Source organism: Nocardiopsis sp. NPDC055824 (assembly GCF_053616335.1).
Genome location: NZ_JBSHDN010000168.1, coordinates 1 through 14,339, shown reverse-complemented (window position 1 = coordinate 14,339; position 14,339 = coordinate 1). Strand labels below are relative to the sequence as shown.

The 14,339-nt window shown below is 75.2% G+C and carries 15 protein-coding genes; 7 read left to right on the top strand and 8 right to left on the bottom strand.

The window, feature by feature from the left end; genetic code table 11:
* Window positions 1-46: 46 nt before the first annotated feature.
* A complete protein-coding gene (locus ACWGL3_RS25080) occupies window positions 47-739 on the bottom strand; it encodes a DUF2848 domain-containing protein (protein WP_452461857.1) in 693 nt (230 codons plus the stop codon).
* An 82-nt stretch (window positions 740-821) separates the two neighbouring features.
* Here ACWGL3_RS25080 and ACWGL3_RS25075 point away from each other — a divergent pair, with 82 nt between their 5' ends.
* Window positions 822-2,156, top strand: a complete 1,335-nt coding sequence (locus ACWGL3_RS25075) for an MFS transporter (protein ID WP_267949559.1) — start codon at window positions 822-824, stop codon at window positions 2,154-2,156.
* A gap of 154 nt (window positions 2,157-2,310) precedes the next feature.
* Here the strand turns inward: ACWGL3_RS25075 and ACWGL3_RS25070 are convergent, their stop codons facing one another.
* Window positions 2,311-2,940 (bottom strand): GntR family transcriptional regulator, encoded by a 630-nt coding sequence (locus tag ACWGL3_RS25070; protein WP_267949560.1) that lies wholly within the window; start codon window positions 2,938-2,940, stop codon window positions 2,311-2,313.
* A gap of 99 nt (window positions 2,941-3,039) precedes the next feature.
* Between ACWGL3_RS25070 and ACWGL3_RS25065 the strand changes: the two genes are divergently transcribed.
* The 3 genes from ACWGL3_RS25065 to ACWGL3_RS25055 all read left to right on the top strand — a co-directional run bounded on the left by ACWGL3_RS25065 (window position 3,040) and on the right by ACWGL3_RS25055 (window position 5,936).
* Window positions 3,040-3,819, top strand: coding sequence for a carbon-nitrogen hydrolase family protein (locus tag ACWGL3_RS25065; RefSeq protein ID WP_452461856.1), 780 nt, complete (start codon window positions 3,040-3,042; stop codon window positions 3,817-3,819).
* A 255-nt stretch (window positions 3,820-4,074) separates the two neighbouring features.
* On the top strand, window positions 4,075-5,304 hold the full coding sequence (locus tag ACWGL3_RS25060; RefSeq protein WP_267949562.1) for a sensor histidine kinase: 1,230 nt from the start codon (window positions 4,075-4,077) through the stop codon (window positions 5,302-5,304).
* Complete coding sequence (locus ACWGL3_RS25055; protein ID WP_267949563.1) at window positions 5,292-5,936, top strand: response regulator transcription factor; 645 nt, start codon at window positions 5,292-5,294, stop codon at window positions 5,934-5,936. Before ACWGL3_RS25060 ends, ACWGL3_RS25055 begins: the two co-directional genes overlap by 13 nt.
* A gap of 37 nt (window positions 5,937-5,973) precedes the next feature.
* On the opposite strand, the gene ACWGL3_RS25050 is transcribed toward ACWGL3_RS25055, so the two are convergent.
* From ACWGL3_RS25050 to ACWGL3_RS25040, 3 genes are all read right to left on the bottom strand, one after another.
* Window positions 5,974-6,771 (bottom strand): siderophore-interacting protein, encoded by a 798-nt coding sequence (locus ACWGL3_RS25050; RefSeq protein ID WP_452461855.1) that lies wholly within the window; start codon window positions 6,769-6,771, stop codon window positions 5,974-5,976.
* 190 nt (window positions 6,772-6,961) lie between these two features.
* A complete protein-coding gene (locus tag ACWGL3_RS25045; protein ID WP_267949565.1) occupies window positions 6,962-7,792 on the bottom strand; it encodes a Rossmann-fold NAD(P)-binding domain-containing protein in 831 nt (276 codons plus the stop codon).
* Window positions 7,789-8,220, bottom strand: coding sequence for a nuclear transport factor 2 family protein (locus ACWGL3_RS25040; RefSeq protein ID WP_267949566.1), 432 nt, complete (start codon window positions 8,218-8,220; stop codon window positions 7,789-7,791). Before ACWGL3_RS25040 ends, ACWGL3_RS25045 begins: the two co-directional genes overlap by 4 nt.
* 126 nt (window positions 8,221-8,346) lie before the next feature.
* Between ACWGL3_RS25040 and ACWGL3_RS25035 the strand changes: the two genes are divergently transcribed.
* Window positions 8,347-9,204 (top strand): helix-turn-helix transcriptional regulator, encoded by an 858-nt coding sequence (locus ACWGL3_RS25035; protein ID WP_452461854.1) that lies wholly within the window; start codon window positions 8,347-8,349, stop codon window positions 9,202-9,204.
* A gap of 112 nt (window positions 9,205-9,316) precedes the next feature.
* Here ACWGL3_RS25035 and ACWGL3_RS25030 read toward each other — a convergent pair whose 3' ends face one another.
* The 3 genes from ACWGL3_RS25030 to ACWGL3_RS25020 form a co-directional block, all read right to left on the bottom strand.
* On the bottom strand, window positions 9,317-10,078 hold the full coding sequence (locus tag ACWGL3_RS25030; RefSeq protein WP_267949568.1) for a phosphotransferase: 762 nt from the start codon (window positions 10,076-10,078) through the stop codon (window positions 9,317-9,319).
* A gap of 85 nt (window positions 10,079-10,163) precedes the next feature.
* Entirely contained in the window at window positions 10,164-10,949 is a 786-nt protein-coding gene (locus tag ACWGL3_RS25025) for a 2-keto-4-pentenoate hydratase (protein WP_452461853.1), read from the bottom strand.
* Window positions 10,950-11,126: 177 nt separating this feature from the next.
* The gene (locus tag ACWGL3_RS25020; protein WP_452461852.1) at window positions 11,127-11,978 is read right to left on the bottom strand and encodes an SDR family oxidoreductase; all 852 of its coding nucleotides are present in this window, start codon (window positions 11,976-11,978) and stop codon (window positions 11,127-11,129) included.
* 101 nt (window positions 11,979-12,079) lie between these two features.
* On the opposite strand from ACWGL3_RS25020, the gene ACWGL3_RS25015 reads away from it, so the two are divergent.
* Window positions 12,080-12,655 carry a TetR/AcrR family transcriptional regulator gene (locus ACWGL3_RS25015; RefSeq protein ID WP_452461851.1) on the top strand — a complete coding sequence of 192 codons (576 nt, stop codon included), beginning with the start codon at window positions 12,080-12,082 and terminating at the stop codon, window positions 12,653-12,655.
* Window positions 12,656-12,847: 192 nt separating this feature from the next.
* Window positions 12,848-14,293: an NADP-dependent phosphogluconate dehydrogenase gene (gene gndA / locus ACWGL3_RS25010; RefSeq protein ID WP_267949572.1), complete on the top strand. Its 1,446-nt coding sequence runs from the start codon at window positions 12,848-12,850 to the stop codon at window positions 14,291-14,293.
* Window positions 14,294-14,339 lie beyond the last annotated feature (46 nt).

Genomic DNA, 14,339 nt, shown 5'->3' with positions numbered 1-14,339 from the left:
CGCCGAGGAAGCGGCGCCCGGCCCGTCCGTCGTCCGGCGGACCCGGTCAGCCGATGGGCTCGGGGAGCGGGGCGACCCGGTAGGCCAGCCCGAGGGTGTCCCCGGCGGCGGGGTCGGTCAGCTCCACCCGCCAGGCGGAGGCGAACTGGTCCACGTCGGCGCGCATGGGGATCGTGCCCGACAGCAGGACGGCGCCGGTCACCAGCAGGCCGCGCTCCCGCAGGACCTCCAGCCAGTAGGAGGGGGGCAGGAGCTCGGCGAGGGTGCCGTCCTGGATCTCGGCCTCGCCGTCCCCGGTCCCGACCCACGCCTTCAGGGTGATGTCGTCCCACCGGTCCTCGACGTCGGTCAGGCGCCAGGCCCTGGCGCCGAGGACGTCGGGGCCCGCGTTCTTGCTCCACGCCACGCCGTGCGCCTCCAGCTCGCGGTCGGTGTGGTCGCAGGCCACCGTGACGAGCACGTCCCGCGGCTCGGGGCCGGTCACGACGAGGGCCCACTCGGCCTCGCCGGAGGTGCGGCCGTGCTGGGCCGGGACCTGCGACACCTGCGCGGCGAGGTAGGGGGACACCGGGTACAGGGCCGGTGTGGTGGTGGGGGCGGGGACGCCGAGGAGGGCCAGCTCCTCCACGTGGGCGCGCACGTCGTCCTGGCTGCGGCCGGTGTAGCCGGCGTTGAGCAGGTGCGTGACCTCCACGGCGACCGTGGTCCCGTCGTTGAGTTCGAATTGCAGTTCGGTCATCAAAATCCTCCGGGACTTGCGCATACCTCTTGTATACGACGAGTATAACCAGCATCCGCGCAACACGACCGGAAGGAACGAGATGGACCAGCCACAAGCAGCGACGACCCGCGCGAGAGAGGTGGGGCGCGGGACGGTGGCGCGCGCGTTCATCGCCAGCCTCTCGGGAACCGCCCTGGAGTGGTACGACTTCGCGATCTACTCGGCGGCCTCGGCGCTCGTCTTCGGGCACCTCTTCTTCCCCAGCCACGACCCGCTGGCCGCGACGATGCTCGCGTTCTCCACCTACGCCGTCGGCTACGTGGCCAGGCCGCTGGGCGGGATCTTCTTCGGCCGCCTCGGCGACGTCGTCGGCCGCAAGAAGGTCCTCGTCAGCACGCTCGTGCTCATCGGCGTGGCCACCTTCCTCATCGGCCTCCTGCCCACGCACGCCAGCATCGGCGGCACCGCCGCCGTCCTCCTGGTCGCCCTCCGCTTCGCCCAGGGCGTCGGCGTGGGCGGCGAGTGGGGCGGCGCCGTGCTCCTGTCCAGCGAGTTCGGCGACCCCCGCCGCCGGGGCTTCTTCGCCTCGGCCGCGCAGGTGGGCCCGCCCCTGGGCAACCTCATGGCCAACGGCGTCCTGGCCCTGCTCGGACTGCTGCTCACCGAGGAGCAGTTCCTCTCCTGGGGCTGGCGCGTCGCCTTCCTCCTGTCGGGCGTCCTCGTCCTCTTCGGGCTGTGGATCCGGGCCAAGCTGGAGGAGACCCCCGTCTTCCAGGCCATCGCGGAGGAGGGGGAGCGGCCCTCGGCGCCCCTGCGCGAGGTCTTCACGAAGCAGGCACGGCCCCTGACCGCGGCGGTCCTCAGCCGGGTCGCCCCCGACGTCGTCTACGCCCTGTTCACGGTCTTCGTCCTCACCTACGGGACCCAGGTGCTCGGGCTGGAGTCCGGCACGGTCCTGGCTGCGGTCCTGACCGGGTCGGCCTTCCAGGTGGCCCTCATCCCGCTCGCGGGGTGGCTCTCCGACCGCGTCAACCGGCGGCTGCTCTACGGCCTGGGCGCCCTCGGCGCCGGGATCTGGCCCTTCGTGTTCTTCCCGGCCATCGCCGACGCCTCGTTCCTCGCCCTCACCGGCGGCATCGTGGTCGGCCTCGCCCTGCACTCGGTCATGTACGGCCCGCAGGCCGCCTTCGTCTCCGAGCAGTTCCACCCGCGCCTGCGCAACACGGGCAGCTCCCTCGCCTACACCCTGGCGGGGATCATCGGCGGCGCCGTCGCGCCGCTCGTGTTCACGTACCTGCTGGCCGCCACCGGCAGCTGGGTGCCGCTGGCCGTCTACGTCGCCGTCACGGCCGCCGTCACGGTGGCGGGCCTGGCGCTGGGCCGCGACCCCGCGCCGCACGAGGACGAGGAGCTCCTCGCCGGCGCCGGGGCCTAGACCGGTGGTGTCCGGGGCCTGCGCGCCTCCCGGGGCCGGGCGTCCGCGCCACGGGGTCCCCCGGCCGCCGTGCGCGGCGGCCGGTCCGGCCCGGTGGGCGCCCGGACCGCCACCGGGCCCGAGCGCACCCTCCGGGGCCCCGGAGGGCGGTCGCTCAGCTCTCCAGCAGGACCTTCAGCGTGGCGTCCAGGTGCGAGTCGATGGCCGCCGCGGCCGCGGCCTCGTCACCCGAGCGCAGCGCGTCCAGGATGACGGTGTGCTCGTCCAGGACGGACGCGTACCGGTCCTGGGTGGAGAACAGGGCGACCATGCCCGCCCGGACCTGCCGGGCGCGCAGCCCGTCGTAGAACTTGATGAGCATGTCGTTGCCGGTCGAGGCGACCAGGGCCGAGTGGAAGCGGTGGTCCCAGTCGATGAACGTGCGGGCCTCCTCGGGCACCGTGAGCTCCTCCTGGTGCCGCAGCGCGTCCTCCATCGGCCCGACCGGCGCCGCGCCCCGGCGCAGGGCCTGCTCGGCCGCGTGGCGCTCGACCATGCCGCGCATCTCCATCAGCTCGGAGAGCTCGCGCCCGCTCATCGGGGCGACGTAGGCGCCGCGCTTGGGGATGAGCTGCACCAGGTCCTCGGCGGACAGGAGGAGGAGCGCCTCGCGGATGGGGGTCCGCGACACCCCGATCAGGCTGGCGACCTCCTGCTCGTTGATGAAGCCCCCCTGGCGCTCCGGATCGCTCAGGTAGGAGTCCTTCAGGAACTGGTAGGCCCTCTCCCGACCCGATGCGGCCACTGCCCCTCCTCACGTACACAACATGTATGCACGACCTTACTGTCCCGGGGCGCGCCGTCGGCGCGCACTCCATGAGCCAAGAAACACAGGGGAAACACGATGCGCGTAGCACTCTGCCAGATCTCCTCCACCGACCGGCCCGAGGAGAACCTCGCGATCGCGGAGACCGCCGTGGCCGAGGCCGCGGCCTCCGGGGCCGAGCTGGTGGTCCTGCCCGAGGCCGCCATGGTCCACTTCGGGGCCGACCTGGCCGGGGCCGCCCAGCCGCTGGACGGGCCCTGGGCGACGGGCCTGCGCGGGATCGCCGCCCGCCACGGGGTCACCGTCCTCGCCGGGACGTTCGCCCCGGCCGGTGACGGAAGGGTCCGCAACCTGCTGCTGGCCACCGGGGACGGCGTCGAAGCGGCCTATCAGAAGATCCACGTCTTCGACGCCTTCGGGCACCGGGAGTCCGACTCCGTCGCCCCCGGAGCCGAGCCGGTCGTCATCGAGGTCGGCGGGGTCCGCGTGGGCCTGGCCGTCTGCTACGACGTCCGCTTCCCCGAACTCTTCCGGGGGCTCGCCCTGGCCGGGGCCCAGGTGATCGCCGTGTGCGCCTCCTGGGGCGCCGGCCCCGGCAAGCGGGAGCAGTGGGACCTGCTCACTCGCGCCCGCGCCCTGGACTCCACGTCGTGGGTGCTGGCCTGCGGACAGGCCGACCCCGGCCCGGTGGAGGGCACCGCGCCCCGGGGCATCGGCCACAGCGCCGTCATCGGCCCGGACGGCACCCGCAGGGCCGGGCTCGACGGGGCGCCGGGGATCCTGGTCGCCGACATCGACGTGGAGGAGGCCGCCGCCGTGCGCGAGGCCGTGCCGGTCCTGCGCAACGCCCGGCTGTGAGGCCGGGGGCCGGACGCCCCCGGCCCCTTCCACACCCGGCGCCCGGCCCCTCCCCGGGCCGGACGCCGGCGGCGCCGGTGTGCGGCCCGCCCGTCAGCCCGTCCGGCGGGCCACGGCATCGCGTGCGTGCGCCTGCACCGCACCGGCCCCCGGACGGGCGGGCAGGTAGAGGAACCTCGACCCCCGGGGTGGGGGCAGCACCCCTCTTCGCCTGCGGATCCCCCTTTCCCGCGAGGGGCGGCATAGGATTCCCCGGTGCGAGACAACGACGCCGAGACGGCTCTGTGGCCGGCGCTCGTACGCCGTCCGGTCGCGGTGCTCCTCACCCCCTGGCCGTGGCGTGCCCTGCTCTACCTGGCCACGTCGGCCCCGGTCGCCGCGGTGTGGTCGCTCCTGTGCTGGCCGCTGCTCACCCTGGCGGGCCTCCCCCTGGGGGCGGTCGAGCGCCGCAGGCTCGCCCTCGTGGACGGGGCGCCCGCGCCCTCCCCGCACACGCCCCCGCCGCCGGGGTCGGGGCCCGCGGGCTGGATCCGGTGGCGCTCACGCGAGGCGGCCTCCTGGCTGGAGCTGGCCCACGGGCTGCTGCTGGCGCTGCTGTGCGTGGTCGAACTGACCGTGGCGGTGGTCCTGACGGGGGTGCCGGCCGCCCTGCTGGCCTCGCCGGTGCTGCGCGCCGCCGGGGTCGCCGACGGCCCGTCCCCGGTCGCCCCCGCCGTCCTCCTCGGCCTCGGCGCGCTGCCGGTGAGCGCCTACACGGCCATGGTGCTGGCGGCGGGCCGCGCCCGGCTGGCGCGTGCGCTGCTGACCGCGCCGCGGGGGGAGGAACTGGCCGAGCTCGGGGAGCGGCTCGTCCTGGTGTCCCGGTCGCGCACGCGGATCGTGGACGGGTTCACGGCCGAACGGCGGCGGATCGAGCGCGACCTGCACGACGGGGCCCAGCAGCGGCTCACCGCGCTGGTCGTGCGCCTGGGCATGGCGAGCAGCCGGTTCGACGACGACCCCGAGCAGGCCAGGGCCCTGGTCGCACAGGCGCACGCCGACGCCCGCGCCGCCCTCGTCGAGCTGCGCGAGCTGGTGCACGGCATCCATCCGGCGGCCCTGACCGAGCGCGGACTCGTCGCCGCGCTGGAGGAGCTGGCGGACACCCAGCAGGTGGAGGTGGCCGTGGAGGCGGGGGACGTGGGGCGGCTGCCCGACGCCGTCGAGTCCACCGCGTACTTCTGCGCCGCCGAGGCCGTGGCCAACGCCGCCCGCCACTCCGGGGCCGACGCCGTCCGGGTGGGCCTGCGCGTGAACGGAGGGGCGCGGCGCGGGACCCTGCTCCTCACGGTCACCGACGACGGCCGCGGCGGCGCCGACCCGGACCGGGGGAGCGGGCTGACCGGCCTGGCCGACCGGGCGGCAGCCCTGGGCGGGCGGGTGTCCCTGACCAGCCCCGGCGGAGGGCCGACGACGGTGGAGGTGAGGATCCCGTGCGGATCGTGATCGCCGAGGACTCGGTCCTGCTGAGGGCGGGCCTGGAACAGCTCGTCGCCATGGTCGGGCACGAGGTGGCGGCCTCGGTCGGCGACGCACCCGCGCTCATGGCGGCGGTGGACGCGCACCGCCCCGACCTCGTGGTCACCGACGTGCGCATGCCGCCCGGCCACAACGACGACGGGCTGCGCGCCGCGATCGCGCTCGCCCGCGCCCACCCCCGCACGGGGATCCTCGTCCTGTCCCAGTACGTGCTGGGCGCGGCCGCCGCCGAACTCCTGGAGAGCCGCGCCGAGGGGGTCGGCTACCTGCTCAAGGACCGGGTCGGGGACGTGGACGAGTTCCTGGGCACCCTGGAGCGGGTCGCCGCCGGGGGCACCGTCGTCGACCCCGAGGTGGTGCGCCGCCTGCTGGGACGGCGCCGCAACCGGTCGGTCCTGGAGCGGCTGACCCCGCGCGAGCGCGAGGTGCTGGAACTGATGGCGAGGGGCCGCACCAACGCCGCGGCGGCGGAGGCCCTGGTGGTCACCGAGGCGGCGGTCGCCAAGCACGTGAGCGGGATCTTCACCAAGCTCGACCTGCCGGTGAACCCGAACGACAACCGCCGGGTGCTCGCGGTCCTCGCCTACCTCGCGGGCTGACGGGGCCGCCCTTCCGGCGCCCTGCCGGTGCACCCGGTCAGTCCATGGCCGAGGCGCCGTGGCGCCAGTAGCCGACGAACGCGATGTCGGACTTGGGCACCCCGCGCTCGCGGACCAGCGCCCGCCGCAGGCCGGTGGGCAGGGCGTTCTCCCCGGCGACGAAGCAGAAGGGGCGGCCCGGCGGGAACTCGGCGGCGCGCACGGTGTCCAGGGCGAGCCTGCCGGGCAGGGCGTGCGGGTCGGTGCGGGGCAGCCAGTGCACGTCCACGCCGGGCAGGTCGGGCAGCGGCCGGACGTCGTCGGAGGAGGGGACCTCCAGGTAGACCCGGGCCCGCAGGCCGGCGGGGGCCTGCTCCAGGATCGACACCAGGGCGGGCACGGCGCTCTCGTCGCCCACGAGGAGCTGCCAGTCGGTGTCCTCGGAGGGCACGTAGTAGACGGCGTCGGCGAGCAGGCCCGCCTCGTCACCGGGGGCGGCCGCAGCGGCCCAGGCGGAGGCCGGGCCGGCGTCGCCGTGGTCCACGAACTCCAGGTCGAGTTCGAGCGCCTCCGGGTCGAAGCGGCGCACGGAGTAGCTGCGCACGTGCGGCTTGCGGTCGTCGGACATCGCGTACAGCTGCTCCACCCAGCGCTTGTCGGCGTCGGCGGGCATGTGCAGCCGGTCCTGGCCCTCGCGGGGGAGGAAGAGGCGCACGAACTGGTCGCGGCCGAGGAAGTCGAACCCCTCCAGTTCCCCGCCGCCGAGGGTCACCGTGACGAAGTGCTTGCTGACGCGGGTGGTGCGCACCACGCGGGTGCGGATCATCGCGCGGTGGCGGGGGTGTTCGATGCGCACGGGCCCATGTACTCCTCGGTCGGACGGACGGGCGGAAAACGCCCCTCGTTAGGTTAGCCTCACCAACCGCCCCGCGTCGAAGCGGCGGCGGAGCCCGGAGGCGACCCGCGTCGCGCGGGCGCGGCCGGACCGGTCCGGGGGACGGGCGGCGTCCCGCACCGCCGGCCGCCGGACCGGTCCGCCCGGCCCCTCAGACGGCGGACCACTCCTTCCGGTGGGCGCGGGCGAAGTCGGCGAAGGCGCGGGGCGGGCGGCCGGTCAGGCGGTGGACCGTGTCCGTGACGCGGTCCTCCTCGCCCCGGGCGATGCCGGAGTCCACCGCGACCAGCGCCGAGGCGAAGGGCTCCGGCATGCCCGCGTCCAGGTTGCGCCGGACCAGCTCGTCCGCCGGCGCGGGCGTGTGGCGCACGGGCCGGTCGGCGGCGTCGGCGATGACCGCTGCCGCCTCCGTGTACCCGAACGACTCCGGCCCGGTGAGCACGTGGTCGCCGGTCACCGGCCCCGGCGCCGTCAGCACCTCCGCCGCGACGGCCGCGATGTCGGCGGCGTCGATCCATCCGAGCCGCCCGCCGCCGGTCGCCGAGCGGATCTCGCCGCGCTCGCGGATGCCCACCGCCACCGGGTGCGCACCGGTGAAGTTCTGCATGAACCCCGACGGCCGCAGCACCGCCCACTCCGGGAACGACCGCACGGCCCCGCCCAGCTCCGCGGCGCCCGGGGCGCCGGGCAGCTCCGCCAGTGAGCCGAGCAGCACCACGCGCCGCACCCCGGCGGCCCGGGCGGCCGCCAGGAACGGCCCGGCCGCCGGCATGGGGTCCAGGGTCAGCGGCGGAGGCACCAGGTACAGGGCCTCCGCCCCGGAGAGGGCCCGGGCGTGCGTCCCCGGGTCCGCCCAGTCGAAGGGCACGCCCCCGGGTCCCGGCCTGCGACTGGCCACGCGCACGTCCGCGCCGCGGGACCGCAGCGTCTCGACCAGGGGGCGGCCGGTGTTGCCGGTGCCGCCGGTGACGAGGATCGTCATGCCCCGAGCCCCTTCCGCAGCGCTTCCAGCCCGCCGCCGGCGCGTGCCGCCTGCACGGGACTCCAGTAGTCGCGGAACTCGGTGATGAACCCGTCCCGCACCGTGACCACGGTGATGTAGTCCATCCGGTAGGGCGCGCCCGTGCGCACCGTCCGGCCCTCGGCGCTGTACTCGGCGACGACGGTCTCCGGATCCCCGGTGCGGTGCACGCGCATCGCCGGGACACCGGTGACGTCGTACACATCGGTGTATCCGGACAGGTAGCCGCGCACCGCCTCCCGGCCGTCCAACCGCGTGGGCGCCCCGGCCTCCGCGAACGGGAACGCGGCCGTCCCGTCCGGCGCCCACATCCCGGCGATGCCGTCCATGTCCTTGGCCTCCAGCAGCTCCAGCATCCGCCGGAGCACTTCTTCGGGTGATCGTTCCATCTCCGCCTCCGTTGTCGGGTCCCTCGTCCACCACAGTGGCGGGGCGCGCCGTGCGGGGGAACGGCCGCTTCGTCCCCGGACCACTGGTCCGTGGCTCGCCGCCCGCGCGCATGGCAGGCTGGGGGTGTGGACAAGCGAGAACTCGGCGGTTTCCTGCGCGCCCGCCGCGAGGCCCTGCGCCCGGCCGACGCCGGCCTTCCCGCCCGCTCGGGCGGGCGCGCGCGGCGCACACCGGGGCTGCGGCGCGAGGAGGTCGCCGACCTCGCCGGGGTCTCGGTGAGCTACTACGAGCGGCTGGAGCAGGCCCGGGCTCCGCGTCCCTCACCGCAGGTGATCGACGCGATCGGGCGGGCCCTGTCGCTGTCGGGGGCGGAGAGGGCGCACCTGTCCCGGCTGGCCGGGCACGCGCCGTCCGCACGGCCGGGTCCGGCCGAACAGGTCCCGCCGGGGGTGCTCGCCCTGCTGGACCGGCTCGGCCCGGTCGCCGCCTACGTCTGCGACGACCGCCACGACATCGTGGCCTGGAACGGCCTGGCGGCGGCGCTGGTCACGGACTTCGGCGCGCTGCCCCCGGCCGAGCGCAACGTGCTGCGCCTGGCCGCGCGCCTGGGCGGGACGGTGTGCTCGGCGCCCCCGGAGGCGACGGGCGGGTTCGAGGCGCAGGCGGCGGCCCAGTCGCGCGAGGCGCTGTCCCGGCGCCCGCACGACTCCGCGCTCCGGCGGCTGGTCGGCGAGTCCGCCGAGCGGGTTCCCGGGTTCGCGGCGGAGTGGCGGCGGCACGACGTCCGGCCGCGTACGACGCTGCGCAAGCGCGTCGATCACGCCGAACTCGGCGTGCTCGACCTCGACTCCCAGACCCTCGCGGTGCCGGGCTCCGACCTGCGCGTGGTCATGCTCAGCGCGGAACCGGGCACCCCCGCCCACGAGAAGCTCACCCGTCTCCAGCTCCGGCTCATGGCCCCCGAGCCCGCCTCGCGCCCGTAGCGGCGGGGCGGACGCGGTGGGGGCCGGACGGTCGTCCTCGCGGGTCCCCGACGCTCGTTCCGACCCGGCCCGCGTCGACGGCGGCGGGTCCGGCCGGGGGGAGGCCACGGCCTCACCAGGCGGCCGGGTCGCCGGGCGGGTGCGGCGGGGGAGCCTCGGAGGCCAGGGCGGCCTCCAGCTCCGCCCGGTGCCCGGCCGTCCACTCACGGGCCTCCCGCACCTCCTCCACGACACCCTGGTCGCGGAAGTGGCGCATCTTCGCGTCGCCCTTCGCGGCCAGGTCGAGGATGCCCCGACGGCAGCGGTCCTGCCACCACAGGACCGTCTCCACGACGTCCCCGCGTTCGGCGAGTCCGTAGGAGTCGCAGACCAGCCGGATCCGGGCGCCCGCGCCGACCGCCCCGGGGCCCAGGCGCGCGAACTGCCAGCACAGGTGGGCGACGTCGTGCACGCGCCGGCCCGGGGCGGCCAGCTCCCAGTCCACGAACGCGTAGGGCACGCCGTCCAGGTCGATGGTGTTGCGGGGGTCCAGGTCGTTGTGGCAGACGACCTCCTGGTCCCCGGCGAGCGCGGTCCCGGCGGTCAGGTCGTGGAACTCCCGGGTGAGCCGGGCCGCACGGGCGATGTAGTGGCGGGGGAGGGGGTCGCGGTGGTGGACGGCCCGGCCGGGAAGGAAGTCGTACACCAGGCGTCCGCGGTGGTCGTGGCCGTACTGGCGGGGCGCGCCCCGCCACCCCCGGTCGTGGAGGTGGTCCAGGAGGGCGCGCTCGAACTCCCGGGCGGGGTGGTCGGGCCGGTGGACGCTCCTTCCGTGGGAGTCGAACTCCACCGACCACGGACGGCGGTCCCCGGCGCCCCCGCGAACACCGGACATTCTTCCCCTTTGGTAGATCTACGTCGTCAAGGTGCGAACTCGGGAAAATCTCTCCCGGAGGTGGAAAACCCGGTTCGGTTCCTCCCTAAACGGTCTCGGCCACCCGCAGCGTCAGCGACCCCAGCCGGTCGAACTCGGCCGTGAACACGTCCCCCGCCTCCAGGGCGATCGGCGTGTGCAGGGCGCCGGTCAGGACCAGCTGTCCGGGCTCCAGGCCCCTGCCTGACCCGGCCAGGGAGTTGGCCAGCCACGCGAGCACGGCCACCGGGTCGCCCAGCGCCGCGGCGCCGACCCCGGTGTCCACGACCTCACCGTTGCGGCTCAGGACCATGCCAACCAGGCGGGGCTCGAACCCCTCCAGGGGGACCGCCGTGTCGGAGACGGCGATGGCCCCCGTGGACGCCAGGTCGGAGACCGTGTCGGCGATCCGGATCCGCCAGTCCTCGATGCGGGAGTCGACGATCTCGACCCCCGCCCTGACCTCCGAGACCGCCTCCCGGGCCTGCTCGACGGTCACGCCCGGCCCCTTCAGGGGGGAGCCGAGCCTCAGGGCGATCTCCGCCTCGATCTTCGGCGCGATGAAACGGTCCAGCGGCAGGGTGCCGCCGTCCCGGTACACGGCGGAGGCCAGGAGCGGGCCGTGGTCGGGGGAGTCGATGCCCAGCAGCTTGCGGGCCGGGGCCGAGGTCAGTCCCACCTTGTAGCCGATGACCTCGTCGCCGTCGGCGAGCAGCAGTTCCAGCAGCTCCGCCTGGGTCTCGTACCCCTCCGCCTCGCCGAGCGCGGGGTCGGCGTCGGTGAACGGGGGGACCGGCTTGCGCGTCCGGCGGGCCTCGTGGAGGGCGCGGGCGCGATCGTGTGCCTGGGACATGGCTGACCTCGGACTCTCGGGACGGCGCGGCCGGGGTCGGGAACGGCTGTCCGCCCGCGCGGGTTCTCGTCTGCGCCGACACCGTAGCGCTCCGCGGCGCGTTCCGGAACGGGCGCCCCCGCCCGCGACCGCACGTCGCCGGGCCGTGTCCTGCGGGCGGGGCGTCGGCGGGTCGGATCAGGGGGAGAAGGCGACGGACGCTGCGAGGTCCTTCTGGGACACGAGCGCCGTGAGGCGTTCGGTGAGCGCCGCGTGGACGGCGTCGTAGGTGTCCGAACCGAGGGCCAGACGCAGGGGCGGGTCGGGGTGGCGGGTGGTGTCGTGGACGACGGCGGCGATCCTGGCCGGATCGCCGGTGAAGGCGCTCCCGTCGGCGGTCTCCAGGTGGCGCCGGATCGGTCCGACGGCGTTGTCGCGATAGGCGGCCGTTTCGGTGGTGTAGTCCAGGGCCGACGCGAAACCGGTGCGGGTGGCGCCGGGCTCGACGAGGGTGAGGTGGATGCCGAAGTCGCGGACTTCGCGGCTGACGCTCTCGGTGAAGCCCTCCAGCCCCCACTTGCCCGCGTGGTAGGCGCTGTGCGTGGGGAGGCCGACCTGGCCGCCCACGCTGGAGATCTGGATGATCCGGCCGCCGCCCTGCTCGCGCATCGGCTTCAGGAAGGCCCGGGTGATCATCATGGGGGCGAGCAGGAGGACCTCGATCTGGTCGCGGATCTGCTCGGCGGTCATCTCCTCGGCGGCGCCGACGACCGCGTATCCGGCGTTGTTGACCACGATGTCCACGGGGCCGGCCCGGAGCGTCCTGCCGACCACCTCCTCGACGTCGTCCGGCCGGGCGAGGTCGAGGACCTCGACGGACAGCCGGTCGCCGTAGGTCCGGCGCAGGTCGTCCAGGGCCGAGGGGCGGCGGACCGTGGCCGTGACGCGGTCGCCGCTCCGGAGGGCGTGCTCGGTGAGGTGGCGGCCCAGGCCGCCGGAGGCGCCGGTGACGAACCAGTGGCGTACGGCCTTGTCCTGGACAGGGGGCACGGGAGTCTCCTGGAGTAGGGTTCTACCGGAACGTGTTCCGTTTGGACTTTAAGCGGAACGCGTTCCGGAATGCAAGCCGAGACGGACACGAAGGAACTCGCATGCCCGCCACCCCGCGCCGGACCAGGAGCGACGCGCTGCAGAACCGAGAGCGCCTTCTGGAGGTGGCCGCGCAGGTCTTCGCCGAACAGGGTCTGGACACCGCGCCGGCGGCCGTCGCCAAGAAGGCCGGTGTCGGCGTCGGCACGCTCTACCGGCACTTCCCGACCCGGGAGGCCCTCATCGAGGCCGCCTACCGGCGTGAACTCACCCACGTGTGCGAGAAGGCGGACGTCCTCCTCGACCGGCACCCGGCCCTCGAGGCGACCCGTGCGTGGATGGAGGACTTCATCCGCTACGCCACGGCCAAGAGCGGTATGTCCGAAGCCCTCAACACGGTCATCGCCTCCGGGGTCGACCCCTACCGCGACAGCCGCGCACTCCTCCTCGGCGCTGTCTCCACGCTCCTGGAGGCCGGTGCCCGGGACGGCAGCCTGCGAACCGATGTCTCCCCCGACGACGTCCTGCTCCTCATGGGCGGTGTCGCCTATTCCGCACGGCACGCCGCCGGGGAGCGCGTCCGCCCCCTCGTCGGCCTCCTCGTGGACGCGCTGGCCAAGGGCCCGGCGGAGAGCTGAGCCCGGGGCCCGGCGGAGCGCCGGAGCCCGTCCGGGGGCCGGTGGCGACCGCACCCTGCGTGCCGCGGGGCAGCCGAGCCGGCAACCCGCCGGACCACACGCCGGGCGCCCCCGGAACACCGCTCCGGGTGGCGCCCGGCTGTACTTTGCAACGGGGGACACAGCCGCCGTCGGACAACAGGGGGACGCACGATGGACGCCACCGCGCAGATCGGTGTCACGGGCCTCGCGGTCATGGGACGCAACCTGGCCCGCAACCTCGCACGGAACGGGTTCACCGTCGCCGTGCACAACCGGTCGGAAGCCAGGACGCGCGACCTGGTCGACGGGTTCGGGGACGAGGGCTCCTTCGTCCCGGCCTACTCGGCGGAGGACTTCGTCGCCTCGCTCGAACGGCCCCGCCGCCTCGTGGTCATGGTCAAGGCGGGCGGGCCGACCGACGCCGTGATCGAGGAGTTCGCGCCCCTGCTGGAGGAGGGCGACGTCATCGTCGACGGCGGCAACGCCCACTTCCTCGACACCCGGCGCCGCGAGGCGGAGCTGCGCGAGCGCGGCATCCACTTCGTCGGGGCCGGCGTGTCCGGGGGAGAGGAGGGCGCCCTGAACGGCCCGAGCATCATGCCGGGCGGGTCGGCGGAGTCCTACCGGTCCCTCGCGCCGATGCTGGAGCGGATCGCGGCCAGGGCGCCCGACGGCACCGCATGCGTGTCCCACGTGGGACCGGACGGCGCCGGGCACTTCGTGAAGATGGTGCACAACGGCATCGAGTACGCCGACATGCAGCTGATCGCGGAGGCCTACCAGCTGCTGCGGTCGGTCGCCGGGTACTCGCCCGAGCGGATCGCGGAGACCTTCCGCTCGTGGAACACCGGGCGCCTGGACTCCTACCTGATCGAGATCACCGCCGAGGTGCTCGCCCACCGCGACGGGGCCACGGGCGAGCCGTTCGTCGACGTGGTCCAGGACCGGGCGGAGCAGAAGGGAACCGGCCGCTGGACCGTGCAGACGGCCCTGGACCTCGGGGTCCCCGTGCCGGGGATCGCCGAGGCGGTCTTCGCGCGCTCGCTGTCGGGCGGGGCGGAGCTGCGGGAGGCCTCCCGCGCCCTGCCCGGCCCCGTGCCCGCACCGCTGGGCGAGGAGGAGGCGGCCCGGTTCGCGGACCGGGTCGAGCAGGCGCTGTACGCGTCCAAGCTGGTCTCCTACACCCAGGGCTTCCTGCAGATCGCGGCCGGGAGCGCCGAGTACGGCTGGGACGTGGACCCCGGCGCGGTGGCGGCGCTGTGGCGTGCGGGGTGCATCATCCGCGCCGCGTTCCTGGACCGTGTGCGCGACGCCTACGCGGCCCGGCCGGACCTGCCCAGCCTGCTGTCCGACGACGCGTTCGCGGAGGAGATGGGCCGGGCCCAGGAAGACTGGCGGCACGTCGTGGCCACGGCCGCCGCGCAGGGGGTGCCGACGCCGGGGTTCTCGGCGGCGCTGGCGTACTACGACGCGCTGCGCGCGGAGCGCCTGCCCGCCGCTCTGGTCCAGGGCCAGCGCGACTACTTCGGGGCGCACACCTACCGGCGTGCGGACCGCGAGGGGGTGTTCCACACGCTCTGGGCGGGTGACCGGTCCGAGGAGCGCGTGGACGGCTGAGCCCCGGCCGGGGGGGCGGCGGGCAGGGCCCTTGCCCCAGGGGCCC

Coding starts and splice junctions, on each gene's coding strand:
- ACWGL3_RS25015 (WP_452461851.1), top strand. CDS start 12,080: ATGCCCGCCACCCCGCGCCGGACCAGGAGCGACGCGCTGCAGAACCGA.
- ACWGL3_RS25025 (WP_452461853.1), bottom strand. CDS start 10,949: ATGTCCCAGGCACACGATCGCGCCCGCGCCCTCCACGAGGCCCGCCGG.
- ACWGL3_RS25045 (WP_267949565.1), bottom strand. CDS start 7,792: ATGACGATCCTCGTCACCGGCGGCACCGGCAACACCGGCCGCCCCCTG.
- ACWGL3_RS25075 (WP_267949559.1), top strand. CDS start 822: ATGGACCAGCCACAAGCAGCGACGACCCGCGCGAGAGAGGTGGGGCGC.
- ACWGL3_RS25065 (WP_452461856.1), top strand. CDS start 3,040: ATGCGCGTAGCACTCTGCCAGATCTCCTCCACCGACCGGCCCGAGGAG.
- ACWGL3_RS25030 (WP_267949568.1), bottom strand. CDS start 10,078: ATGTCCGGTGTTCGCGGGGGCGCCGGGGACCGCCGTCCGTGGTCGGTG.
- gndA (WP_267949572.1), top strand. CDS start 12,848: ATGGACGCCACCGCGCAGATCGGTGTCACGGGCCTCGCGGTCATGGGA.
- ACWGL3_RS25080 (WP_452461857.1), bottom strand. CDS start 739: ATGACCGAACTGCAATTCGAACTCAACGACGGGACCACGGTCGCCGTG.
- ACWGL3_RS25040 (WP_267949566.1), bottom strand. CDS start 8,220: ATGGAACGATCACCCGAAGAAGTGCTCCGGCGGATGCTGGAGCTGCTG.